Source organism: Bordetella tumulicola (genome assembly GCF_054779135.1).
Genome location: NZ_BAAGYU010000006.1, coordinates 423,983 through 446,719 on the forward strand (window position 1 = coordinate 423,983; position 22,737 = coordinate 446,719).

At 60.5% G+C, this 22,737-nt stretch carries 19 protein-coding genes and 1 pseudogene; 7 read left to right on the forward strand and 13 right to left on the reverse strand.

The window, feature by feature from the left end; all coding sequences use genetic code 11:
- Positions 1-29 precede the first annotated feature (29 nt).
- From ACYVDM_RS05970 to ACYVDM_RS06000, 7 genes are all read right to left on the reverse strand, one after another.
- The gene (locus ACYVDM_RS05970) at positions 30-1,301 is read right to left on the reverse strand and encodes a TRAP transporter large permease (protein WP_415789543.1); all 1,272 of its coding nucleotides are present in this window, start codon (positions 1,299-1,301) and stop codon (positions 30-32) included.
- Positions 1,298-1,939 carry a TRAP transporter small permease gene (locus tag ACYVDM_RS05975; protein WP_415789545.1) on the reverse strand — a complete coding sequence of 214 codons (642 nt, stop codon included), beginning with the start codon at positions 1,937-1,939 and terminating at the stop codon, positions 1,298-1,300. The genes ACYVDM_RS05970 and ACYVDM_RS05975 overlap by 4 nt, the downstream gene beginning before the upstream one ends.
- A complete protein-coding gene (gene dctP, locus ACYVDM_RS05980; protein ID WP_415789548.1) occupies positions 1,926-2,930 on the reverse strand; it encodes a TRAP transporter substrate-binding protein DctP in 1,005 nt (334 codons plus the stop codon). The genes ACYVDM_RS05975 and dctP (ACYVDM_RS05980) overlap by 14 nt, the downstream gene beginning before the upstream one ends.
- Positions 2,927-4,570, reverse strand: coding sequence for an amidase (locus ACYVDM_RS05985; RefSeq protein ID WP_415789550.1), 1,644 nt, complete (start codon positions 4,568-4,570; stop codon positions 2,927-2,929). Before ACYVDM_RS05985 ends, dctP (ACYVDM_RS05980) begins: the two co-directional genes overlap by 4 nt.
- 1 nt (position 4,571) lies before the next feature.
- Positions 4,572-5,564 (reverse strand): TRAP transporter substrate-binding protein DctP, encoded by a 993-nt coding sequence (gene dctP / locus ACYVDM_RS05990; RefSeq protein WP_415789552.1) that lies wholly within the window; start codon positions 5,562-5,564, stop codon positions 4,572-4,574.
- A gap of 114 nt (positions 5,565-5,678) precedes the next feature.
- Positions 5,679-6,182: a MaoC family dehydratase gene (locus ACYVDM_RS05995; RefSeq protein WP_415789554.1), complete on the reverse strand. Its 504-nt coding sequence runs from the start codon at positions 6,180-6,182 to the stop codon at positions 5,679-5,681.
- 182 nt (positions 6,183-6,364) lie between these two features.
- Entirely contained in the window at positions 6,365-7,270 is a 906-nt protein-coding gene (locus ACYVDM_RS06000; RefSeq protein ID WP_415789556.1) for a LysR family transcriptional regulator, read from the reverse strand.
- 121 nt (positions 7,271-7,391) lie between these two features.
- Here ACYVDM_RS06000 and ACYVDM_RS06005 point away from each other — a divergent pair, with 121 nt between their 5' ends.
- The 3 genes from ACYVDM_RS06005 to ACYVDM_RS06015 all read left to right on the forward strand — a co-directional run bounded on the left by ACYVDM_RS06005 (position 7,392) and on the right by ACYVDM_RS06015 (position 11,320).
- Entirely contained in the window at positions 7,392-9,086 is a 1,695-nt protein-coding gene (locus ACYVDM_RS06005; protein WP_415789558.1) for an acyl-CoA dehydrogenase family protein, read from the forward strand.
- Positions 9,087-9,183: 97 nt separating this feature from the next.
- The gene (locus ACYVDM_RS06010) at positions 9,184-10,161 is read left to right on the forward strand and encodes a Bug family tripartite tricarboxylate transporter substrate binding protein (RefSeq protein ID WP_415789560.1); all 978 of its coding nucleotides are present in this window, start codon (positions 9,184-9,186) and stop codon (positions 10,159-10,161) included.
- Between the two features lie 13 nt (positions 10,162-10,174).
- On the forward strand, positions 10,175-11,320 hold the full coding sequence (locus ACYVDM_RS06015; RefSeq protein ID WP_460475325.1) for a CaiB/BaiF CoA transferase family protein: 1,146 nt from the start codon (positions 10,175-10,177) through the stop codon (positions 11,318-11,320).
- Here ACYVDM_RS06015 and ACYVDM_RS06020 read toward each other — a convergent pair.
- Positions 11,317-11,505: pseudogene (locus tag ACYVDM_RS06020) on the reverse strand (gamma-glutamyltransferase); the annotation flags it as partial. The gene ACYVDM_RS06015 and the pseudogene ACYVDM_RS06020 sit on opposite strands and share 4 nt — an antisense overlap.
- Positions 11,506-11,574: 69 nt before the next feature.
- Here ACYVDM_RS06020 and ACYVDM_RS06025 point away from each other — a divergent pair.
- Entirely contained in the window at positions 11,575-12,468 is an 894-nt protein-coding gene (locus ACYVDM_RS06025; RefSeq protein WP_415789564.1) for a LysR family transcriptional regulator, read from the forward strand.
- Between the two features lie 65 nt (positions 12,469-12,533).
- Here the strand turns inward: ACYVDM_RS06025 and ACYVDM_RS06030 are convergent, their stop codons facing one another.
- The 4 genes from ACYVDM_RS06030 to ACYVDM_RS06045 all read right to left on the reverse strand — a co-directional run bounded on the left by ACYVDM_RS06030 (position 12,534) and on the right by ACYVDM_RS06045 (position 18,097).
- Positions 12,534-13,706 (reverse strand): Hint domain-containing protein, encoded by a 1,173-nt coding sequence (locus ACYVDM_RS06030; protein WP_415789566.1) that lies wholly within the window; start codon positions 13,704-13,706, stop codon positions 12,534-12,536.
- Between the two features lie 362 nt (positions 13,707-14,068).
- Positions 14,069-15,238 (reverse strand): Hint domain-containing protein, encoded by a 1,170-nt coding sequence (locus ACYVDM_RS06035; protein ID WP_415789568.1) that lies wholly within the window; start codon positions 15,236-15,238, stop codon positions 14,069-14,071.
- Between the two features lie 349 nt (positions 15,239-15,587).
- Positions 15,588-16,853 (reverse strand): Hint domain-containing protein, encoded by a 1,266-nt coding sequence (locus tag ACYVDM_RS06040; RefSeq protein ID WP_415789570.1) that lies wholly within the window; start codon positions 16,851-16,853, stop codon positions 15,588-15,590.
- A gap of 257 nt (positions 16,854-17,110) precedes the next feature.
- Positions 17,111-18,097: a tripartite tricarboxylate transporter substrate binding protein BugE gene (locus ACYVDM_RS06045; RefSeq protein ID WP_415789572.1), complete on the reverse strand. Its 987-nt coding sequence runs from the start codon at positions 18,095-18,097 to the stop codon at positions 17,111-17,113.
- Positions 18,098-18,314: 217 nt separating this feature from the next.
- On the opposite strand from ACYVDM_RS06045, the gene ACYVDM_RS06050 reads away from it, so the two are divergent.
- A complete protein-coding gene (locus ACYVDM_RS06050) occupies positions 18,315-19,211 on the forward strand; it encodes an AEC family transporter (RefSeq protein WP_415789574.1) in 897 nt (298 codons plus the stop codon).
- A gap of 75 nt (positions 19,212-19,286) precedes the next feature.
- On the opposite strand, the gene fumC is transcribed toward ACYVDM_RS06050, so the two are convergent.
- The gene (gene fumC / locus ACYVDM_RS06055) at positions 19,287-20,678 is read right to left on the reverse strand and encodes a class II fumarate hydratase (protein WP_415789576.1); all 1,392 of its coding nucleotides are present in this window, start codon (positions 20,676-20,678) and stop codon (positions 19,287-19,289) included.
- Between the two features lie 145 nt (positions 20,679-20,823).
- Between fumC and tsaE the strand changes: the two genes are divergently transcribed.
- Both tsaE and ACYVDM_RS06065 read left to right on the forward strand, forming a co-directional pair.
- Positions 20,824-21,360: a tRNA (adenosine(37)-N6)-threonylcarbamoyltransferase complex ATPase subunit type 1 TsaE gene (tsaE, locus tag ACYVDM_RS06060; protein ID WP_415789663.1), complete on the forward strand. Its 537-nt coding sequence runs from the start codon at positions 20,824-20,826 to the stop codon at positions 21,358-21,360.
- The gene (locus tag ACYVDM_RS06065) at positions 21,291-22,712 is read left to right on the forward strand and encodes an N-acetylmuramoyl-L-alanine amidase (protein ID WP_415789578.1); all 1,422 of its coding nucleotides are present in this window, start codon (positions 21,291-21,293) and stop codon (positions 22,710-22,712) included. Before tsaE ends, ACYVDM_RS06065 begins: the two co-directional genes overlap by 70 nt.
- The last annotated feature ends 25 nt before the right edge of the window (positions 22,713-22,737 follow it).

Genomic DNA, 22,737 nt, shown 5'->3' on the forward strand with positions numbered 1-22,737 from the left:
GGATTCTCCAGCAGAAACACGTTCGGGCATCAACTCACCAGCGTCAGCGATATCGCGGGAACAAAGGTAATCAACGCCAGCGATATCAAACGAGTCAGATAGAAGGGAACAACACCGCGCGCCACCTGCTCGACGGGAATGCGAGCGATGCCACTCATGACGAACAGATTCAGACCAATAGGCGGCGTCAGCGTGGCAACTTCGACGTTGGCCACCATGATCACGGCAAAGTGCACCGGATCAATACCCAGATGCGTGGCCATGGGGAATAGCAACGGCGCGGTCAACACGATCATGGCCACGCCGTCCAGAAACATGCCCAGCACCAGCAAAACCGCATTGGCCAGCAACAGAAACTGCCAGGCCGACATATCCATGCTTTCCATCGCGCCAATCAATGAAGCGGATACGCCCATGCGCGCCAGAATGAAACCAATCAGGCTGCCGCCCATGACCACCATGAAGATCATGGTCGACTGCAGAATCGACTCTTGCGATGCCAGCCATACGCCACGCCAATTCATGGTGCGATACACCACCACGCACAGCAGCGCCGCGTACCCGGCGGCCACAGCCGACACTTCAGTCGGCGTAAAGATGCCGAGATAGATCGTGCCTAACACGATCACCGGCATCGACAAGGCGCCGGCCGCGCGCGGCAAGCGTTTCGCGAAACCCGCCAGATCAGGCTTTCCCGTCGTATCGCCATAGCCATAACGACGCGTCAGGTAGATCGTCGTCAACAACAGGAGCGCCGCCTCCATCAGGCCAGGCAGAATGCCGGCCACAAAGAGCTTGTCGACGGGAATCCCCACAATGGAGCCGATCAGAATGAAACCCAATGACGGAGGAATCATCAAACCCAGCGTCCCCCCCACTGCCACTAATGCGGCAGAGAAACGCGGCGGATAGTGCTCTCGTTTCAACCCGTCGACCGTCGCCGCGCCAATGGCGGCGGCAGACCCGACGCTCGATCCCGAAACCGCCGCAAAGAAGACGCACGACAGCATCACTGTCAACGCCAGCCCGCCTCGCACGCAGCGCACCAGGCTACCGATCAACTCGATCATCACGGCCACGATATTGCCGCGCATCATGAGATTGCCCATCAACACGAACATGGGAATCGCCATCAACGGGTAACTATTGATCGACTTGAACGCCGTCTGCGCGACGACCGTCAGCGGAACACCGTCTACGGACATCACCATGCCGCTGGATATCAGTCCCATGGCCGTTCCGACGTGCGCCCCCAGCGCCAGCAACACCAACAACCCAATTACGGAAAGTCCTAATGTCATAGCAGTGGCTCCTGACGGCTTAGCGCGGTGGCGACGCCGGCGTCCGGTGTCTCGTCGATAGGCTCAGGCGCAAAGGGATCGCCCCAACGCCAGGCGTACCAGGCAGCGCATGCGTAATACAGAAACAACGCCACGCCACCCACCGGCATCGCCAAAAACAGCAACCACATGGGCAGCTCCAGTGACGACTCGGACACCATGCCCATGGAATAAAACCGCTGTACTTGAGGAATGGACGAATACGCCAGGATGAACGCGAACAGCATGCCGGCCACGCAAGAAAGCAACCACACGGCACGCTGCAGGCCGCGCGGCAAACGCTGCACCAGCAATTCCGTACGGATGTGATAGTGACGAAAGCCGGCAACGCCCAGTGTCAGGAAGAATGCCCACACCATTAAAAAGCGAACCGACTCTTCGGCCCAGAAATAGCTGACATTCAGAACGTAGCGGCTAAACCCCTCCAGAATCATGATGCCGGTCGCGCCCAACGCAAGGACAGTGCCCACCGCCAGGATGATTCTGGATAGCCAGCCTAGCTGGCCGAAAACCGGCGCGGCGCGCGGGGCAGCCGTTGCCTTGTCAGGCAAAGGCTGTCTCGCGTGCAGTGGGCCAGGCTTAAGATCACTTGCCATCATGGATGCACTCCTGGCGAGTTTTTTCTAATTGCGCAATCACATCCGCATGCTTGTTGCGAAAACCCTCACCCGCGGCCAGAAAACGTTCTTTCAGCTTATTGACCTCGTCGGGCGCCATCACGCGGTAATGCCCCCCTTTACCGACCATCTGATCAATCAGCGCCTTATCCTTGGCCACGGTCTCCTTCCATTGCCGCGCGATGATTTCGCTCAGCACCTCTTGAATCGCTTTTTTCTGTGCATCAGGTAATGCGTCCAGCCATTGCTTATCCACGGTCACGGCTGACGTTGCCAATCCCATGCCTGGTGCCAGCGTGGCGTACTTTGCTGTCTTTCCCAGCACATCGACCCACCCCGCCGGCGAAGTCATTGCGCCGTCGATCGCGCCCTGCGATAGCGCCGCCGACATTTCTGAGGCCGACATTGAAATGGGGCTGGCTTGTACCGAACGCATCGCGTCCAACATGATCTGCCCGCCAATCACGCGAATTTTCTGACCCTTTAGATCCGCGACGGTCTGAATGTCATGATCCTTCATCAGGAAAATCAGATCTGCCGTGCGCAAGAACCCTAGAATCTGCATGCCACGGGGCTCCAGATAACCCGAAATCTGACGCGTAAATCCATTCGCGAAACACGCGTTGGTCATTTCTTCTGTCGTTAGTGCAAACGGCAGACTGGCGATCCCCACGCGCTGATCAAACTGCTCTAGCCGCGAAGACACGGGCCACACCATGTGCACGGCACCCGTACCCAGTGCGGCCAGACCATCACGATCGTTATAGAGCTGCGACGCGGGGAAATACTTTCCTTTGATCGCACCGTCAGTCCGCTTGTCGACTTCAGTGATGAACTGCTCGATATACGGACTGGGATTGGTCGCCAGTGGGATCTCACTGGTGATGATCATTTCTGTTCCGTTCGCGGCTGACGCCCACCCGACAACCAGCGTTGTCATCCAGAATGCGGCTTTACTCCAGCATGCCTTCATGTTGCCTCCTTTGTCGTTTGACGACGCCCTGATGGGTCGCGCGGGAATTGATCGTCGTGTGCTGCGTAATCGTTGGGATGCTGTTGATGCCATTGCGTCGCTTGTTGATACAGCCGGCCTAACGCCAACACCCTGTCTTCGCCCAGCGGAGGGCCAACCAGTTGCATCCCTAAAGGCAACCCTCCCGTCCCCCCGCCGATCGGTACGCTCAGCACGGGCAGCCCCAAATAATTGATGCCTCGTGTCCATACCGACAACAAGGAGAACTCGCGTTCCAGCCGAGCTTGGTCCCCGACTCGGGTGTCCTCGACAAGCGGCGCCACACCCGGTGTGCTGGGCAACAACAGCACGTCTGCATCGCCCTGCACCTCACGCAAATAGCGCTGCAAAAAGGGCTCGCGCAAACGCAAGGCATCGTAGTAATCCACGCCTGACACCAAGAAGCCGCGCGAAATGCGCCGACGCACCTGATGTCCATAGGCATCTCCCTGTTGGCGCAACCAGCGCTGATGCATCGCGGACGCTTCGACAACGAGCAAAATGGACGCCAGCACCCCTGCCCGTTGCAACATCGGATAGGGCGACGGCACGGTCACACACTCCACGCCCGATGTGCGCAACACCTGCACGGCTTCGTCCAGCGATCGCCGCATCTCTTGCGACAGCGGATCCTCATCTCGCCATTGAGGTACCGCCACACGCAGACGACGTTGTGCCGCGCCCACCGCGACCCGCGCATCCAGACAGGACCCGTCCGCAGGGTCCGGTCCCGCCATGGCCTGATAGGCCTGACCGCATAATTCGGCCGATCCCGCCAATGGGCCAATGCAATCCAGGCTTGCCGATAACGGCATCGCGCCTGCGACACTGATGCGATGCTGGGTCGGTTTCAGCCCGGTTAATCCACACAGCGCAGCGGGCAACCGAATGGAACCGCCGGTATCGGAGCCGATCGCGAGCGGCACATGCCCGGCCGCCACCGACATGGCCGCGCCGCTGGAACTGCCTCCCGAGACCCGATCCGTATCCCAGGGATTGCGGCCCGGCCCATAAGTAGCATTCCAACCTGTGGGAGACATGGCAAACTCCGCCATATGTTGCGTGCCCAATACGATGGCGCCCGCCGCACGCAAGCGCGTCACGATCGTCGCGTCGATACGGGCGGGCGCACTATCAGAACGCAAGGGCGTTCCCCAGCCCGCAACCCGGCCTTTCAGGTCAAACATATCCTTGATCCCGACAGGCATGCCATGCAAAGGGCCTCGTACTCGACCCTGGCGCCGCTCGTCGTCGCAGTGGCGCGCGGCCTCCAACGCCGCATCGGCATCGATACTCATCCATGCCAATTTTCCTGGCGCCGAACGCGCTATCGCGGCCAGACTGGCACGCACCCAGTCTTCGCTGCTCATGACGGCAGTCTTTTCGGCAACAGGCACATCGAACCATGGCTGCGGCGCCAACGCTTGCAGCACGTGGCCAAATGGCACGGCCATCTGCGTCATCGATAATGTCGCCGTTTCCTGCGCCAGAGTCGCCGTCAAGGCGGCCACAACCTCGGTCAACTCCGCTAAATCTCGATCATTCACGGGCAGATTGCACTCGCGCGCCCCATGCACTGCCGACGCTGTCGGGGTACTCACGTCAGGCCCCGCAGCGTTTGGTGATCTCGTCGACCTGCTTCACTACCTCGGGATATTTGTCGGTGTAGGCCTTTTTGGCAACATCGGCGCGGGCTTTCCACTCTGCCGAGGCGGCCTCGTCGGCAACGCGGTAGGTCGAGCCCTGCTCTTCCATTTTTTTCACCAGCTTGGCGTCAGCCTCGCGGGCCTCTTCCCATTGGCGCTGGACAATACTGTTCAGGCTGTCGGTCACGGCCTTGCGCTGCGAATCCGTCAGCGCATCCATCCAGTTGCGATCGACCACGACCGCATAGGTCGCCAGTGACATGCCAGGAACATGGAAGGCGTATTTGCCAGTCTTGCCGATCATCTCGGCCCAACCCGCCGGTGAGGTCAACACGCCGTCAATCGCGCCCTGCGCCAAGGCCGTGCTCATTTCCGACGCGGCCATCGAGATCGGACTGGCATCAAAGCTGCGCACCATGTCCAGGAAGATCCGCCCCCCCGTCACCCGCAGCTTCGCGCCTTCCATATCTTTCAGTGATTTCACATCGCGATCGCGAAAAATGAAGAACAGGTCAGCGGTACGCAGCAACCCCAGCACCTGCAGCTGGCGGGACTTCAAGCGGTCGGAAATCAGTGCCGTCAGACCGTTCGCAAAGCACGCGTTCTCCATCTTCTGGTCCGACAAGCCAAATGGCAGATTCACATAACCCAAGCCAGGATCCAACGTTTCCAGGCGAACGGAGACAGGCCACACCATATGCACGGCGCCTGTGCCCAACGCCGCCATACCGTCCTGATCGTTGTACAGCTGTGACGCGGGAAAGACTTTGACCTGCACTTCACCATTGGTGCGCTTGGCGACATCCTTGGCGAACTCATTCATGTAGCGCGTTTTCCAGTGCGACGCGGCGACTTCCGACGTCAGCACCATCTCGACGGCTCCGGCACTCAAGGGGACGATCAACGTAAGGAACAACAATGCAGCCCGGCGCAATAGCGAATGAAACATGGCAATATCTCCTGGATGAGTACTGCAATGCAGCACGTGCACGATCCTGGCGCACAGCGCTGCGGCGTTTTCAGCAAAATTTGTCGCGCGATGTTGGAAAAACAGGTGTGCCGACTATTGATCGCCCACACCATGCCCGCGCTTGGGCACCAGGCACGACCGGATGAAGTTCATCACTTCAACGCCATTCTGGTTATAGGCACGCGTCAGTGTCGTTACGATGCCCTGTGTTGGTCGACTGCGCGATTCACGCAACTCCAGTACCTCTGACTCGGCATATAAGGTATCGCCGGCAAAGACCGGGGCAGTCAGATTGATTTCTTTCCAGCCCAGATTCGCGATGGCTTTGCCGCTGACGTCGGCGACGGTCATGCCTAAGACGACTGCCACCGTCAGGCCACTGTTGACCAGCAATTTGCCAAACTCGCTTTTGGCAGCGTGCGCGGCATCGCAATGCATGGGATGAAAATTCATCGTCATCAGCGAGAACTGAATGTTGTCCGCATCGGTCAAGGTGCGGCCCGGTCGGTGTTCGTACACCGCCCCCACTTCGAACTCCTCCAAATAACGACCGAAACTGAAGCGATATCGCTTGGGGCTCACTGCCACGACTTCCATTTTGTCTCCTTTGTCTTATTTATCACTTTGTCTGGACAAATGATCCAACAAAGGAAGAGTCCTTGTCAACGATTTTTCTTCCCGCGGCGCAGCAACGGGGATGTTCAGTCGGATACGGTCAGAGAAATCTCTTCGAGATTGACGCCGTATTGGTATCGCGTAGTTGTCACCACGCGCCTGGCTCAGCGCCGCGTCTGGCGGTTTTCGCCATAGTGTTTTTGCGCCAGCGACACGGCCATGCGCAACAATGGCGAATCGGATTCGCGCGGCCAAATCATCTGACTGACCGAGCGAGCCTGGTGCTCGAAGGCGATGAACTTCGTTCCCGCCAGGCCGCTGCGTGCCAGGCAGGCTGGCACAACCGACACGCCCAACCCCTGCGACACGAGCGCGGCCACGCTGAGCCAATGCCGCACCTCATGGCGAATAACAGGATGAAAGCCCGCGGTCACGCACAGCGACAGCACGGTCTCGTGATAACTGGGCGACGCCTCGCGTGCAAACAAAATAAAGTCATCGTCCTCCAGCTCCAGCAGTTGGACGCGCCGGCGCCGGGCCAACGGGTGGGTATCGGGTACACACAGCACGAAAGGCTCTGCCATCAAATCCTGGGTCTGCACTTCGGCAGGCGCCGGGTTGGCATGAATGAATCCAAGGTCCTGTTCGCCGCGACGCACGGCTTCGACCTGGTCATGCGAATTCAACTCGGTCAGTACGTGTTCGACATCGGGCAGCGCCGCACGCATCGCCGCCAGCAGATCAGGCAGCCCGCGATACAACATGGACCCCACAAACCCGATACGCAACCGACCCCGCAGCCCCGCGTCAACACGCTGGACCAAGGTGCCGATGGCTTCCGATTGGCGCAACAGCGCCTGGGCCTCACGATAGAGCACCCGCCCCGCTTCGGTCAGAGCGACGTGCCGGCTCGTGCGTTCGAGCAAACGAACGCCCAGCGTGGACTCCAACTGGCGAATGGCGTAACTGAGCGGCGGCTGCGACAAATGCAGTCGGGCCGCGGCACGGCTGAAATGTCGCTCTTCGGCGACCGCAATGAAATAGCGCAGCAGGCGGGGTTCCAGATCCATGGCGTGTTCCGATGGTGAGTTTGAATCTATATTTTTTATGTATTGTTCTACATAAAAACGGTATTTGTATAGATAGATAGCTTGCGCGACCATGCACTGTCCCGCCATCCGAGTGTCCGCTATGCCCACCCTATCCGCTGCTTGCACCGCTACCGAAGTTCCTGATTCGCGTGGTCTGAACCTATTCAGCGCCGATCCGTACGCCGCCGCACTGTGCGCGCTGTACCTGCCGCCGGCGCTGTACGCCCATCTGTTGCCTCACCTGGATCGCCTGGGTGCACTGGCCGGCAGTCAGATCGACACACTCGCCGCCGTAGCCGACCAGAATCCGCCGACTCTGTCGGTGCGCAACCGAGCCGGACAGGACGAATCACGGGTACACAAGCACCCCGCCTATATCGAACTGGAACGCCTGGCCTACAGCGAGTTTGGTCTGGCCGCGCTATCGCATCGCGGCGGCGTGCTGGGCTGGCCCGAACCCATGCCCCCGGCGGCCAAGTACGCACTCAGCCATCTGTTTGTGCAAGGCGAGTTCGGTCTGTGCTGCCCGGTCAGCATGACCGATTCGCTGGCCCGTACGCTACGCAAATTCGGCGACCCGGACCTGATCGAACGCGTGCTGCCGCAAGTCACGTCGCAGGATTTCGACGAACTGCGCCAGGGCGCGATGTTCATGACGGAACAGGGCGCGGGCTCGGACGTCAGCGCCACCACGACGCGTGCCGAACCGCACGACGACGGCACCTGGCGCCTGCATGGCGACAAATGGTTCTGCTCGAACCCCGACGCGGGTTTTGCCATGGTGTTGGCACGCAGCGAGGCCACGGACGGCCTGAAAGGCGTATCCCTGTTCCTGCTGCCCCGCGACTTGCCCGATGGCACGCACAATGCCTACCGCATCTTGCGCCTGAAGGACAAGCTCGGCACGCGCTCGATGGCCAGCGGCGAGATCCGTCTAGAAGGCGCGCTGGCGTGGCTGGTTGGCGAGCGCGGCCAGGGCTTCAAGCACATGGCCGACATGATTAACAACTCGCGACTGTCCAACGGCATGCGTGCCGCTGGCCTGATGCGCCGCGCCGTCACAGAGGCGATCTACGTTGCCCAGCAACGCCGCGCGTTTGGCAAACGCCTGATCGATATGCCGCTGATGCGCCGCCAATTGACCAAGATGAATGTCTGGGCGGAGCAAGCGCGCAGCGTCATGTTCCAGACGGCGATCGCGCTGGCCGACTCGGAGCAGAACGCCAACGCCGCGGCGCTGGCCCGCATCCTGACGCCACTGATCAAATTTCGCGCTTGCCGCGACGCGCGCAAAGTCACCGGCGACGGCATGGAAGTGCGCGGCGGCTGCGGTTACATCGAAGAGTTCGTCGAATCCCGTCTGGTACGCGACGCGCACCTGGGCTCTATCTGGGAAGGCACGAGCAACATCGTGGCGCTAGACGTGCTGCGCGCCATCCAGAAAACCGACGCGCTGGCCGCATTGCGCCGCCATATCGACACCCTGCTGCAAGACGGCGCCCCCTGCGATCCGGCATTGGCCGACAATCAGGCACGCGCGCTCGACAGCGCCTTTGCACTAGCCCGACACGCCGCACTGCAGGACCGGCCCGATCTGGCCCGCCAGGCCGCCTCGGCGCTGTACCACGCGCTATCGCTGGCCGCACTGCGCCGCGAAGCCAGCGCCCCGGGCCTGGCCAGCCGCGGCCTATTGGCCGATCAGGTGCTGCGGCATCGCCTGGCGCCCCGCGACCCGTGCGCGATCCCCGGCGAAGAAGACGCCGCGTGCCGCGCCATCCTGGCCGATGCCCTGTAATGTCCCACCGCTGGCCACATGGCCCGCGGCCTTCACAACAGCGCTATCCGACCCGCGTCCCGGGCAAAAGCGCGTTCATTCCCCTCAGGAGACCACCATGCAACGTCGTATTTTCTGCCTGGCCATGGCAGCCGCCACCCTACTCGCCGCGGCCCCTGCCTCGGCGGCCGACGCCTATCCCGACCGGCCTGTGACGCTGGTCGTTCCTTTCCCACCCGGTGGCCCCACGGACGCTATGGCGCGCCGCCTGGCCGAGGGTCTGAAAAACCAATTGGGGCAAACCGTAGTGGTGGAAAACCGCAGCGGCGCCGGCGGCAACATCGGCGCCGAATACGTCGCCAACGCCAAGCCCGACGGTTACACCCTCCTGTTCGGCACGTCGGGCCCGCTGGCGATCAACGTCAGCCTGTACAAGAAACAGCAGTACGACCCCCAAGAGAGCTTTGCGCCCATCATCCGCATCGGCCACCTGCCCAACATCCTGACCGTGCATCCGTCGGTACCCGTAAATAATGTGCAGGAACTGATCGCCTACGCCAAGGAAAATCCCGACAAGCTCAGCTATGCCTCGTCGGGCAACGGCGCCTCCTCGCATCTGGCCGGCATTCTGTTTAACAAAATGGCCGACACGAAAATCCTGCACGTGCCCTACAAGGGCACCGGTCCGGCCCTGAACGACCTGCTGGGTGGCCAGGTATCGATGTCGTTCACCGACATCCTGACCGCATTGCCGCACGTGCAGGCCGGCACGTTGCGTGCCATCGGGCTGGCGAGCGCCGAACGCTCCGACGCCCTGCCCGATCTGCCCACCATCGCCGAACAGGGCCTGCCGGGCTACGACGTCAGCGTTTTCTTTGGCATCGTGGCGCCGCGCGGCACGCCTGCCGAGGTGGTCGCCAAATTGAACCAGGCCTTTATCGCGACGTTAGCGGACCCGGGTGTCAAAGAAACCCTGCACAAGCAGGGCATCGTCGACGCCGAGGACAAGACGCCTGAAGGCCTGGCCACCTTCATTGATGCGCAAGTACCCAAGTGGCGCGCTATCGTCCAGGAAGCCCACGTGGCGCTGGACTGAGGATCGATTCCCTATGCCTATCCCTACTCTGCAACCCGGCGCGCTGGCGGGCTGCCGCGTCATCGACTTGTCTCGCGTGCTGGGCGGCCCGTACTGCACGCAGTTGCTGGCGGACCACGGTGCTGATGTCATCAAGATCGAACCTCCTGCCGGCGACGAAACGCGCGGCTGGGGGCCTCCGTTTCTGGGCGATACGGCGTCGTACTTCGTCGGCGTCAACCGCAACAAGCGCGGCATGGCGCTCGATCTGTCGCAACCCGCCGGCCAGGAGCTGTTGCGCCGACTGCTGGCCGACGCCGATGTGCTGGTCGAGAACTTCAAGCCTGGCACGCTAGAGAAATGGGGACTCGGCTATGACGAACTCTGTGCCGCATTTCCGCGCCTGATTCATTGTCGCGTCAGCGGCTTTGGCGCGGACGGCCCGCTGGGCGGCCTGCCTGGCTACGATGCCTGCGCGCAGGCGATGTGCGGCTTGATGAGCGTCAACGGCGATGCCGACGGTCAAGCGACGCGCGTGGGACTGCCCGTGGTAGACATGGTCACGGGCCTGAACGCGGCGGTGGCGGTACTGTTGGCCCTGAATGAGCGCACGCGCAGTGGGCTGGGGCAGTTTCTGGATATCACCTTGTACGACTGCGCCGTGTCGTTGCTGCATCCGCATGCGGCGAATTATTTCTATAGCGGCAAAGTACCGGGCCGCACCGGCAATGCGCACCCCAACATCGCCCCCTATGAAACGCTGCCCACCCGCAACGGGCCGATCTTTCTGGCGGTGGGCAACAACCGGCAATTCGCAGCGCTGGCCAAGGCGCTGGATGTCCCTCAGTTGGCCACGGACCCGCGCTTTATTAACAACGCCGACCGGTTGCAGCACCGCGAGGCACTACGCGACGCACTGACTGCGCTGTTGGCACCGTACGAAGCGGCACCACTAGCCGAACAGTTGCTGCGGCAAGGCGTGCCGGCGGCGGCCGTACAGACCGTCGAAGACGTGCTGCACCATCCGCACACGCAGCATCGTGACATGGTGCTGGAGCAAGGCGACTACCGCGGGGTAGGCTCGCCCATCAAGCTATCGCGCACCCCAGCCAGCCTGCGCAGGCTACCGCCTGCGCTCGGCGAGCACGATGCCGAGATCCGCGCTGACCTCGGCGATTAGTCACCCAGCACCCACCCTTCGCGTCTTGGATCGGCCCCATCCAGCAGCCCTCCCGCATCGATGACGATGCCCTGGAGGCCGCTGGGGAAATCGACCATCTTGACCTCGTACCCCATGCCGCGCAGGGCCGGCGCCAGATTCTCCAGTGCCGTGCCTTGCTCTAAATCCGCGGCCTGATTGCGGCTGTAATGAAATCGACCTGTGCCAACCGCCATTATCGCAATAGAATCCCTGTTTTCCCCCACCCTTTTATCATGCGTCTTCGACACATCGAAATTTTCGAAGCCATCCGCCGTACGGGCTCACTGACCGAAGCGGCGGCGGCGCTGCATATTTCCCAACCGGCTGCCAGCAAGCTGCTTGCGCACGCCGAGGCGCAATTGGGTTTCAAGCTGTTCGAGCGCGTCAAGGGCCGTCTGGTGGCCACGCGCGAGGCCGAGATCCTGACCCCCGAGGTCACTCGCCTGAATCAAGACCTGAATAGCGTGCGCAGACTGGCGGCCAGTCTGCGCGATCGGCCGCACGGCCACATCCGGTTGGGTTGCGCACCCGCATTGGGGCTGGGCCTGCTGCCGCAAGTGGTACGCGCCAGCCGTGACGCCCGCCCCGGTTTGACGTTCGATATTCATACCTATCACAGCGCCGAGCTGGTCCAGGGACTGCTGAGCCGCGAGCTGGACCTGGCCGTGACATTCGATATGCACGACTATGCGGGCCTGACCCGCGCGCCGCTGGGCCATACCGAACTGGTGCACTTGGGCCGCAAGGCGGACACTACGACGACGACCCGCCTGGCCGACCTGGTCGATGACACCTTGATCGTGCTGGACTCGCGCGATGCCTCAGGCACGCTGCTGCAGATGGCGCTGGATGCCCAAGGCCTGAATCCCGATGTGGCCATTCAAGTGCAGACCCATTACGTCGCCTGTGCACTAGCAGAAGCCGGCTGCGGCGAAGCGATCGTCGATGCCATTACCGTGCGCGCCATGTTGCGTCCGGGCATGATCGTGCGGCGTCTGGATCCGCCGCTGAAGGTCCCGCTCAGCATTTTGACGCGAACACAGGATCCCTTATCGAGCCTGCATCGCGAGCTCATTGAACGGCTGCGCCAGGCCTGCGAAGACCTGGCGCAATCGACGCTCGCGTAACGACGTCAACGATCGCGTAGCGATGTCGACGATCGCAATGCGAGCTGTGAAGGCTCGTGGTCGACTTACGCGACGCGGCGCTGAACCACAGACTGGGCCACAAACGTGATCGCCTCGGCGCGCAGGCGCAGACGCTCGCGCAGGGCCTCAACCACGGGGCCCTTGCGGACAATCTTCATGCCTGCGATGGATTGACGGCCCGGAGCAGGCCCAAAGTCCGCCAACATCGAGGTGGGGTTGACGTTCTGAAACATCGAACGATTCCCCGTATCCACGTACGACTCGGCGGCAACGCCCTCGGCCAACAGGATGTCGAAGTGGTCCAGCTCAACATGGAAATACTCAAACGACTGGCGTGACAGATCTTGCGTGATGGTCTTGCCGTTGACCAACGCCATGGCCGGAATCAATTTGCCGTCGAAGTACAGGTGATGATGAGGCGAGATCGTCAGATCGCGATGCGGCACGTTATCGGCGATGGCGTCTTTGTGAAACGTGATCGGAAAGGCCTTGAGCGCGTCTTTGGCGGGGATACGCGACGCAGTCAGCTTGCGATAACCCAGCCACTTGACGGTGGCCACCTGCCCGCTGGCGGTCAGCACCTTGTCGCCGGCCCGCAAAGCCTCGACCTTGGATTCCCCGTCAGGGGTGGCGATGTGCGTGCCGCGCAGATAGCAGGCGTAGCTGATCAAACCATTGTCGTACACGGAAAGCACGGTGCCCGCCGGCACATCACCATCGATCTGGAATTTCACAAATTTGACGGTAGGACCGTTAACTTCAAGAGGGAGACCATCGATGGCGTATCCCACGCCCAGCAGACCATTCTCGTCGTATTTCATGTCCACCGGCAGAAAGTTGCCACCGCCATCGGGATCGTTCATTTCCGCAATGATCCGATCACCGATGCGCAGACCGCGAATGGAAATGACAGGAACATCGACGGCCGGATCATTCGGCAAGATCAGTTTAAGCGTACCGCCGGCGTCCCCGGTGAACTCGAAATCGACGTTGTCGAAATCGCTCGTGCGCGAGTCCTGGTTGCCGTAGGTCAGCGAGGACGCTCCGTCGATCCTGTACGTCATACTGGTATCTACGCGGGCACCCATGGTGGGGCCGATGACGACGTCGGCACCGTTCAAAGCAACGATGCTGTTGGTGCAGCTATCAGGGCATTCAATGATGGCGTTGACAATGACGTCAACGCCATCGACCATTACCTGGCTCGACCCCGTCATCTTGAGTTTCCAGGTGTCGTAAGGGCTGCAAGCGTTATCGTCAATCCTGATAATGACGTTGTCAGGAACTGTGTATCTGTAATTCATGGAAAGAGGCTGAATGAGTCTGAAGGATGCGTTCGAATGATTCGCGTGCTTCTGAGTAACAGCCGAACTCATCTCGTTCCGACTCGTTTCAACGACTTCTCTCGATAGGCAATCGTCCAGTCCAACATGCGACGAGGTCGCCCATTGACGAAGGCCCGTGCGCGCGACGCTGCGCCAGGCCTGCACAGACCTGGCGCAATCGACGCTCGCGTAGCGGCGTCAACGATCGCGTAGCGATACGAGCGCAATGCGAGCCGTGAAGGCTCGTGGTCGACTTACGCGGCGCGGCGCTCGACCACAGGCTGGACCACAGGCGCGATCGCCTCGGCGCGCTGGCGCAGACGCTCGCGCAGGGCCTCAACCACGGGACCCTTGCGGACGATCTTCATGCCTGCGATGGATTGACGGCCCGGGGCAGGCCCGAAGTCCGCCAACATCGAGGTGGGGTTGACGTTCTGAAACATCGAACGATTCCCCGTATCCACGTACGACTCGGCGGCAACGCCCTCGGCCAACAGGATATCGAAGTGATCCAGCTCAACATGGAAATACTCAAACGACTGGCATGACAGATCTTGCGTGATGGTCTTGCCGTTGACCAACGCCATGGCCGGAATCAGTTTGCCCTCGAAGTACAGGTGATGATGAGGCGAGATCGTCAGATCGCGATGCGGCACGTTATCGGCGATGGCGTCCTTTTGAAACGTGATTGGAAAGGCCTTGAGCGCGTCCTTGGCTGGAATACGCGACGCAGTCAGCTTGCGATAACCCAGCCATTTGACGGTGGCCACCTGTCCGCTGGCGGTCAGCACCTTGTCGCCGGCTTGCAGGGCCTCGACTTTGGTTTCCCCGTCAGGCGTGGCGATGTGCGTACCGCGCAGATAGCAGGCGTAGCCGACCGAACCATCGTCGTACAGGGCGATCCGATCACCTTCCGTCACACTTTCGTCCAGGTAGATTTTCACGAATCTGGCGTCGGGGACGTCGAATTCATAGAGGGGGCCATCGACGGCGTATGCCAGGTTCAGCAGACCCTCCGCGTCGTATTCCATGTCCACCGGTAGAAAGTTGGCGCCGGCGGGATTGGTCATTTCCGCAATAAATGTGTCGTCAGGGCGTAAACCCCGAATGTAGACAACAGGAGCATCAATATTCGGATCATTCGGCAAAATGAGTTTGAGCGTTCCGCCGGTGTCCCCGGTGAACTCGAAATCGACGTTGTCGAAATCGCTCGCGCTCGAGTCTTGGTTGCCGTAGGTCAGCGAGGATTTTCCGTCGATCCTGTACGTCATGCTGGTGTCTGCGCGGACACCCATGGTAGGGCCGATGACGACGTCGGCGCCGTTCATAGCAACGATGCTGCTAGCGCAGCTGTCAGGGCAATCAATGATGGGCTTAACATTGATGTCAATGCCCTTGACCTCTACCCGGCTCGACCCCGTCATCGTGAGTTTCCAGGTGTCGTGAGGATTACATGAGCCGGCATTAATCTCAACGACCGTGTCGTCTGGTACTTTGTATTTATAGATCATGGAAATATAGGCTGAATGAGTCTGAAGGATGCGCCTGAGTTATTCGCGCGTTCCTGAGTAACCCTCAAGACGGTCTAGTTCCGGCTTGTTCCACCTACTTTTCATTGAATGCAATCGTCGAGTTCAATATGCGACGAGGCCTTGCCATTACGCATGTCCGCGACGCGCGCCACCGAGCGTCGCGGCTGCAGACTTGGCGTAATTGACGCTTGCGTAGCAATGTCGACGATCGCAATGCAAGCCGTGAAGGCTCGTGGTCGACTTACGCTGCGCAGCGTTGGACCACAGGCTGGACCACAGGCGCGATCGCCTCGGCGCGCTGGCGCAGACGCTCGCGCAGGGCCTCGACCACGGGGCCTTTACGGACGATCTTCATGCCTGCGATGGATTGACGGCCCGGGGCAGGCCCGAAGTCCGCCAACATCGAGGTGGGATTGACGTTCTGAAACATCGAACGATTCCCCGTATCCACGTACGACTCGGCGGCAACGCCCTCGGCCAACAGGATGTCGAAGTGATCCAGCTCAACGTGGAAATACTCAAACGACTGGCGCGAAAAATCTTGCGTGATGGTCAGGCCGTTGACCAACGCCATGGCCGGAATCAATTTGCCGTCGAAGTACAGATGATGATAAGGCGAGATCGTCAGATCCCGGTGCGGCACGTTATCGGCGATGGCGTCTTTTTGAAACGTGATCGGAAACGCCTTGAGCGCGTCTTGGGCGGGGATACGCGATGCGGTCAGCTTGCGATAACCCAGCCATTTGACGGTGGCCACTTGCCCACCGGCGGTCAACACCTTGTCGCCGGCTTGCAGGGCCTCGACTTTAGTTTCCCCGTCGGGCGTGGCGATGTGCGTACCGCGCAGATAGCAGGCGTAGCTGAGCGAACCATCTCCGTTCGGCTTAAAAGAGTAGCCCGCTGGCATATCTTCATCGAGTTGGAAACGCACCCATTTGATCGGAGCGCCATTAAACTCATAGTTGGCACCATTCACATTGAATGACAAGCTCAGCAAGCCCTCTCCCCTATCGTAATAAAGGGTCTTTGGCAGAATATTGGCGCCACCGTAGGGATTGTTCATTTCCACGAGCATGTTGTCGCCAGGACGTAGTCCACTAATGGAAATGGTAGGAATATCGATCTTTGGATCACTCGGCAAGAGGAGTTTGAGCGTACCGCCGGCATCCCCCGTGAACTCGAAATCGGTGTGGTCGAGTTGTTTCGCGTCCAGGCCTTGGCTACGGTAGGTGAGTGATGATTCTCCCTCAATTTTGTAGGTCATCTGCTTGTGTGCGCAGACCCCTTGGGCAGTACCGATGATCACGTCGGCACCGTCAAACGCACCGATACTGTTGGCGCTGGTATCCGTGCCCGTCATGGTGGGATTGATAGTGACGTCAATCCCTTTGACCACCACCACATTCAACCCTGGCATGACGACGTTCCAGGTATCGTGATTGTCACTCGTGACGGAGTTAAGTAGGAGGGTGGTAGCGTCTGGTAATTCGATATCGTGGGTAGTCATGTGAACGTGGGCGAGATGAGTCTGAGGGATGCGCTTGAGTTATGCGCGCGTCCCTAAGTACCCCTCGAAACAGCCTGGTTCCCGCTTGTGCTACCTACTTTTCATTGAACGAAATCGCAGAACTCAGTCTGAGACGAACCCCTACACTTATCCCATCACACCTCGTCCTGAACGAAAAAAAACGCCTCAAGAATGAGGCGTTTTGTATTCCACGATGACGGGGTCGAACCCAGGACGGGTCAACCCTGCCGCGGGGATTAGTTGAGCTTGATGTTGCTCTTTTTGACGATGTCTTTCGCCCAGTCGTTCTGCTCTTTGATTTCCTTGGCGAACTCTTCGGGGGTATTGCCAGACGGCGCGGAACCCTGCTGGTCGAGGACTTGAATGACCTTGGGATCCTTCAGTGCCACCACGGCAGCGTCACGCAGCTTGTTCACGATTTCCATCGGCGTGCCGGCCGGCGCCAACAAACCGTACCAAACCGGCTGGTTGACTTGCGGAAAGCCGACTTCCTTGAAGGTCGGGACATCGGGCAGCGACTTCAGACGCTCGGGCCATGCCACGGCCATGGCGCGCAGGTTGCCCGCCTGAATCTGACCCATGGACGAGGGCAGGTTGTCGAACACGATTTCGATCTGGCCACCGACGGCATCCGCCACGGCGGGACCCGAGCCTTTGTAAGGCACGTGGACGATATCGGCGCCGGTTGCGTCCTTGAAGGACTCGCCCATCAAGTGCAGCACGCCGCACGTACCCGAACTACCGTACGAATACTTGCCGGGATTCTTTTTCAGCTCTTCGAGAAAGCTCTTGAAGTCCTTGGCCGGGAACTTGGGGTTCACCGACACCACGTTGGCGGTGTTGGCAAAATTGGTGACCGGCTGGAAATCCTTGATCGGATCATAGGGCAGGTCGTTCGGACGGCAAGCCGAGTTCACTGCCATCGTCGAGACAGTCGCGATCGACAAGGTGTAGCCATCGGGCTTGGCGCGGGCGGCTTCGGCCGCACCGATTGCACCACCGGCGCCACCTTTGTTTTCCACGACCAACGGCTGGCCCAGCTCTTGAGCCATGCGCTGGGTCACCAGACGCGCGATGATGTCGGTCGAGCCACCCGGGGCAAACGGCACAATGACGCGAACCGGCTTGTTGGGGTAGGCATCCGCCGCCAACGCGGCCGACGCACCGGCCAATCCTGTGGCCATCGCGATGGCCGTCACCAGGATACGAGTGTTGATCTTCATTATTGTGATTCCTCCATGTGCGAGGCTCCCTGTCCGGGAACCACTAGTGCAGGCGTCAGCGCCCAGCCGATAAGCCAAACGCCGTCAACGCAAAAAACTAGGCGAAGTATAGGCAATTTTGAGATTGCATCTTCGTCGGGTTTCGGGAGAATAGCAGCAAATCGGCCTCTCCGAGTAGACTAGAAATACCCTATTTTCCTGCCCCACGCTGATTTTTATGTCCGTTGCGCTACTGGTTTTGCCTGATTTTTTGCTGGTTGCCCTCGGTTGGGTATTGCGTCACAAACTGGGTTTTAACCGGGATTTTTTCGCCGGCACCGAGCGCCTGGTGTACTTCATTCTGTTTCCGGCGCTGCTCTTTCAATCGATTCTGCGCACGCCCATCAGTGCCGATAATGCCCTCTTGTTGCTGCAGTCGACAGTGTCGGTTCTGGCGGTGGGCGTGGCGCTGGCATGGCTGGGCGGTCGAATTTTGCGGGCTCCACCCTTGGCATTGGCGTCGGCGGCACAATGCGGCTATCGCTTTAATACGTATATCGGCCTGGCTTTGGCGGCCAGCCTGGGCGGCGCACAGGGTCAAACCACCATGGCGCTGATCGTGGGTTTTGCGGTCCCTTTTGCGAACCTCGCGGCCGTCTATGGGCTGGCGCGCCATGGCGGCAGCGGCCTATTGCGCGAGCTGATACGCAACCCCTTGCTGGTGGCCACCCTGCTGGGCCTGGCCGGCAATCTGGCGGGCCTGCAACTGCCGGGCCCTGTCGACACGGTGATGGCACGCCTGGGCGCCGCCTCGCTGGCACTGGGCATCCTGTGCGTGGGCGCCAGCCTCTCGTGGCAAGGCGGCCAGGGGCACGGCCGCCTGATCACCTGGATATTGACGGTCAAACTGCTGCTGCTGCCCCTGGCAGCCATCGGCGCTGCCACCCTGTTCGGCCTGGCCGATGCCGAGGCCCGCATCCTGCTGCTGTTTGCGGCCTTGCCGACGGCCTCGGCTGCCTATGTACTGGCCATGCGCATGGGCGGAGACGGTCGCATGGTGGCACTGATCATTTCGCTAGGCACGCTGTTCTCGGTCGTGACCCTGCCGATGTGGTTGATGATCGTCGGTGGCTGACTGTCTCGGGGCAGCATGCGGCCAGGCACCGCGTGACTCTGCCAAGGCCCGCGGTCGAACAGCGTGAAGGCTAGCTTAGCGTTTGGCGTTGGTCATGTCTGCCGGCACGACCCATTGTGCAAACTGTTCTTCCGTCACGAAACCCAACGCCAGCGCCGAGTCCTTGAGCGACAGGTTTTCCTTGTGCGCTTTTTTCGCGATCTGGGCGGCCTTGTCGTAGCCGATATGCGGATTCAGCGCGGTCACCAGCATCAACGAGCGATCCACCAGCTCAGCGATGCGTTCGCGATTGGGTTCAATGCCTGCCGCGCAATGTTGATCAAAGCTGGCCATGCCGTCGGCCAACAAGCGTACCGACTGCAGGAAGTTATGAATCACCAACGGCTTGAACACGTTCAACTCAAAATTACCGCTGGCGCCGCCAATGTTGATCGCCACGTCGTTGCCCAGCACTTGGGCGGCCAACATGGTGATGGCCTCGCACTGCGTGGGATTGACCTTGCCCGGCATAATCGAGCTGCCTGGCTCGTTTTCCGGAATGCTGATCTCGCCCAACCCCGACCTCGGGCCGCTGGCCAGCCAGCGCACGTCGTTAGCGATCTTCATCAGACCCGCTGCCAATGCCTTCAGGGCGCCGTGGGCGAAAAGCAGGGCCTCGTGCGAGGCCAAGGCTTGGAACTTGTTGGGCGCCGACACAAAGGCAGCACCGGTATCATGCGCCAGCGCTGCGCTGACTTTGGCGCTGAACTCCGGGTGAGCGTTGAGCCCCGTCCCCACGGCGGTGCCGCCGATGGCCAACTGATGCAGCCCGGATAAGGTCGCCCGAATCTGTTGCTCGGCCAGGTCCAGTTGGGCCACGTGGCCCGACAGTTCTTGTCCCAGTGTCAGCGGCGTGGCGTCCTGTAAATGGGTACGGCCGATTTTGACGATGTCATAGAACGCCGCGCTCTTTTCCGCCAACGTGGCACGCAGCGCTTTCAGCGCCGGCAACAGATGCGTCTCGACCTGCACGGCCGCCGCCACATGCATTGCCGTCGGAAAAGTATCGTTGGATGATTGGCCGCGGTTTACGTGATCGTTGGGATGCACGAGGCGGGCCTCGCCACGCTCGCCGCCCAGCAGTTCCGAGGCGCGATTAGCCAGCACCTCGTTCATATTCATATTGCTTTGCGTGCCCGACCCCGTTTGCCAGACTGACAGCGGGAACTCGTCGGGCCACTTGCCGGCGATCACCTCATCAGCGGCACGCACGATGCCATCCGCGATCTTGGCATCGAGTTCGCCCAGTTCGGCGTTCACCCTGGCCGCCGCGCGCTTTAAGCTCGCCATGGCCGCCACCAGCGGCACGGGCATGCGCTCGGTCGAAATGGCAAAAAAGTGCAGCGAGCGCTGTGTCTGGGCACCCCACAAGTGATCGGAAGGAACCTCGATAGGGCCGAACGTATCTTTTTCGATGCGGGTAGTCATGATGTCAAAATTCCTGGCAGAAGTGGGCCGGACCGCGGCCCAGACGCGAAGCTTAAACAAGAATAAAAATCAATTCGATCATAGCAGAGGGCTGGCTCCCTATAATCCGAACACGTTCAACCTGTTTTACCACTCGATGCCCGCCATGTCCGCCCCGCTGTGCAGCCTGACCCTGACCCTGCCCGACGAAGCCGCCACCGATGCACTCGCCCGACAATTTGCGCCCCTGGTCAGCGGCGCCACGGGCCAACCGCCAGGGGGACGCATCCATCTGCAAGGCGACCTGGGAGCCGGAAAAACCGCCTTTACCCGGGCACTGTTGCGGGAATGCGGCATACAGGGCCGAATCAAAAGTCCGAGCTACGCGCTACTTGAATCCTATAAAGTTTCTAACTTATACTTCTATCACTTTGATTTTTATAGATTTAACGATTCGCGCGAATGGCTGGATGCGGGATTCCGGGATTTACTGCGCGAGGACGCAGTGGTCTTGATCGAATGGCCCGAGCGAGCAGAGGGGGTTCTTCCCCCCCCTGACATGCAGCTTTCCCTGGTGTATGCCGACCCGGGCCGCGTCGTCACCCTGACCGCTTTTACCGCACGAGGACAAACATGGTTGAACGCGATTGCTCCTCCGACCCAGATGCCCTGTCCCCCAATGGGGCCCGCCGACGACGCCTGATCAGCGTCGCCACGACCCTGCTCGTCCTGCCGGTTATCCCACGTCTGGCACAAGCCGCCACGATCCTGGCGGTACGGACCTGGCCCGCCGATGAATACACGCGCGTCACGCTCGAGCTCGACAGCGAGCTCAAAGCCGAGCATTTCACCCTGGAAAATCCCCACCGGCTGGTGGTGGATATCGAAGGACTGCAGGCTACCACCGCGCTGAACCAACTGATTTCCAAGGTCCGTCACGACGATCCGTACATCCGCAGCTTGCGGGTCGCGCAAAATCGCCCCAACGTCGTACGTCTGGTATTTGACCTGAAACAATCGGTCGCGCCGCAGGTGTTCACACTGAAACCGGTGGCCGATTACCAGTACCGGCTGGTGCTGGATCTGTACCCCAAGGTCGCACGAGATCCGCTGATGGCAATACTCGAGCGACCCGCCCAGGCGGATGTCGATGATCCGCTGGCGCGCATTCTCGAAGACATTTCACGCAGCACGCCTGCCCCCTCGGGCTCGGGTCCGGCTCAAATCCCGGCCCCGGCGCCACAAGCCGAGGGCCAGGAGCCACCCACCAGGATCGCCCTGCCCAAGCCTTCGCCTGCGCCGGCCCCTGCACCCTCGATTCCCTCCACGCCATCGCGCCGCAAGCGCATGGTGACGATCGCACTCGACCCAGGACACGGCGGCGAAGACCCCGGCGCCATTGGCGGCAGCGGGTTGCGCGAAAAAGACGTCGTGCTGCGCATCGCTCGCCGGCTCAAGGAGTTGATCGACGATCAGCCCAATATGCGCGCTTATCTGACACGCGACGACGACTACTTCGTGCCGCTGCACGTCCGCGTACAAAAAGCCCGTCGGGTACGTGCCGATCTGTTCATTTCCATCCACGCCGATGCCTGGATCAAGCCCTCGGCCAACGGGTCGTCGGTCTTTGCGTTATCGCAGCGCGGCGCGACCAGCACGCAAGCACGTTGGCTCGCCGACAAGGAAAACGCGGCCGATTTGATCGGCGGCGTCAACCTGGGCAGCCATAACAGACAGGTCGCCAAGGTGCTGCTGGATCTCTCCACGACCGCGCAGATCAATGATTCGCTACGACTGGGCTCGGCCTTTTTGGATGAAATCAAAAAGATCAACCGTCTGCACAAGCGCCAAGTCGAGCAGGCCGGTTTTGCTGTATTAAAGGCGCCGGATATTCCGTCGATTCTGGTTGAAACCGCCTTTATCAGTAACCCGAAGGAAGAGCAACTCCTGCGCTCAAGCAGCCATCAGCAAAAGCTGGCATTGGCCATGCTGACCGGCATCCAGCAATATTTTGTGGCGAACCCGCCGCTCGCGCATATTGCCGACGCCAGTTGATACGCACGCCAGGGCTCAGCTCCCC

Coding starts and splice junctions, on each gene's coding strand:
- ACYVDM_RS05970 (WP_415789543.1), bottom strand. CDS start 1,301: ATGACATTAGGACTTTCCGTAATTGGGTTGTTGGTGTTGCTGGCGCTG.
- ACYVDM_RS05975 (WP_415789545.1), bottom strand. CDS start 1,939: ATGATGGCAAGTGATCTTAAGCCTGGCCCACTGCACGCGAGACAGCCT.
- dctP (WP_415789548.1), bottom strand. CDS start 2,930: ATGAAGGCATGCTGGAGTAAAGCCGCATTCTGGATGACAACGCTGGTT.
- dctP (WP_415789552.1), bottom strand. CDS start 5,564: ATGTTTCATTCGCTATTGCGCCGGGCTGCATTGTTGTTCCTTACGTTG.
- ACYVDM_RS05995 (WP_415789554.1), bottom strand. CDS start 6,182: ATGGAAGTCGTGGCAGTGAGCCCCAAGCGATATCGCTTCAGTTTCGGT.
- ACYVDM_RS06000 (WP_415789556.1), bottom strand. CDS start 7,270: ATGGATCTGGAACCCCGCCTGCTGCGCTATTTCATTGCGGTCGCCGAA.
- ACYVDM_RS06005 (WP_415789558.1), top strand. CDS start 7,392: ATGCCCACCCTATCCGCTGCTTGCACCGCTACCGAAGTTCCTGATTCG.
- ACYVDM_RS06010 (WP_415789560.1), top strand. CDS start 9,184: ATGCAACGTCGTATTTTCTGCCTGGCCATGGCAGCCGCCACCCTACTC.
- ACYVDM_RS06015 (WP_460475325.1), top strand. CDS start 10,175: ATGCCTATCCCTACTCTGCAACCCGGCGCGCTGGCGGGCTGCCGCGTC.
- ACYVDM_RS06025 (WP_415789564.1), top strand. CDS start 11,575: ATGCGTCTTCGACACATCGAAATTTTCGAAGCCATCCGCCGTACGGGC.
- ACYVDM_RS06030 (WP_415789566.1), bottom strand. CDS start 13,706: ATGACGGGGTCGAGCCAGGTAATGGTCGATGGCGTTGACGTCATTGTC.
- ACYVDM_RS06035 (WP_415789568.1), bottom strand. CDS start 15,238: ATGACGGGGTCGAGCCGGGTAGAGGTCAAGGGCATTGACATCAATGTT.
- ACYVDM_RS06040 (WP_415789570.1), bottom strand. CDS start 16,853: ATGACTACCCACGATATCGAATTACCAGACGCTACCACCCTCCTACTT.
- ACYVDM_RS06045 (WP_415789572.1), bottom strand. CDS start 18,097: ATGAAGATCAACACTCGTATCCTGGTGACGGCCATCGCGATGGCCACA.
- ACYVDM_RS06050 (WP_415789574.1), top strand. CDS start 18,315: ATGTCCGTTGCGCTACTGGTTTTGCCTGATTTTTTGCTGGTTGCCCTC.
- fumC (WP_415789576.1), bottom strand. CDS start 20,678: ATGACTACCCGCATCGAAAAAGATACGTTCGGCCCTATCGAGGTTCCT.
- tsaE (WP_415789663.1), top strand. CDS start 20,824: ATGTCCGCCCCGCTGTGCAGCCTGACCCTGACCCTGCCCGACGAAGCC.
- ACYVDM_RS06065 (WP_415789578.1), top strand. CDS start 21,291: ATGGTTGAACGCGATTGCTCCTCCGACCCAGATGCCCTGTCCCCCAAT.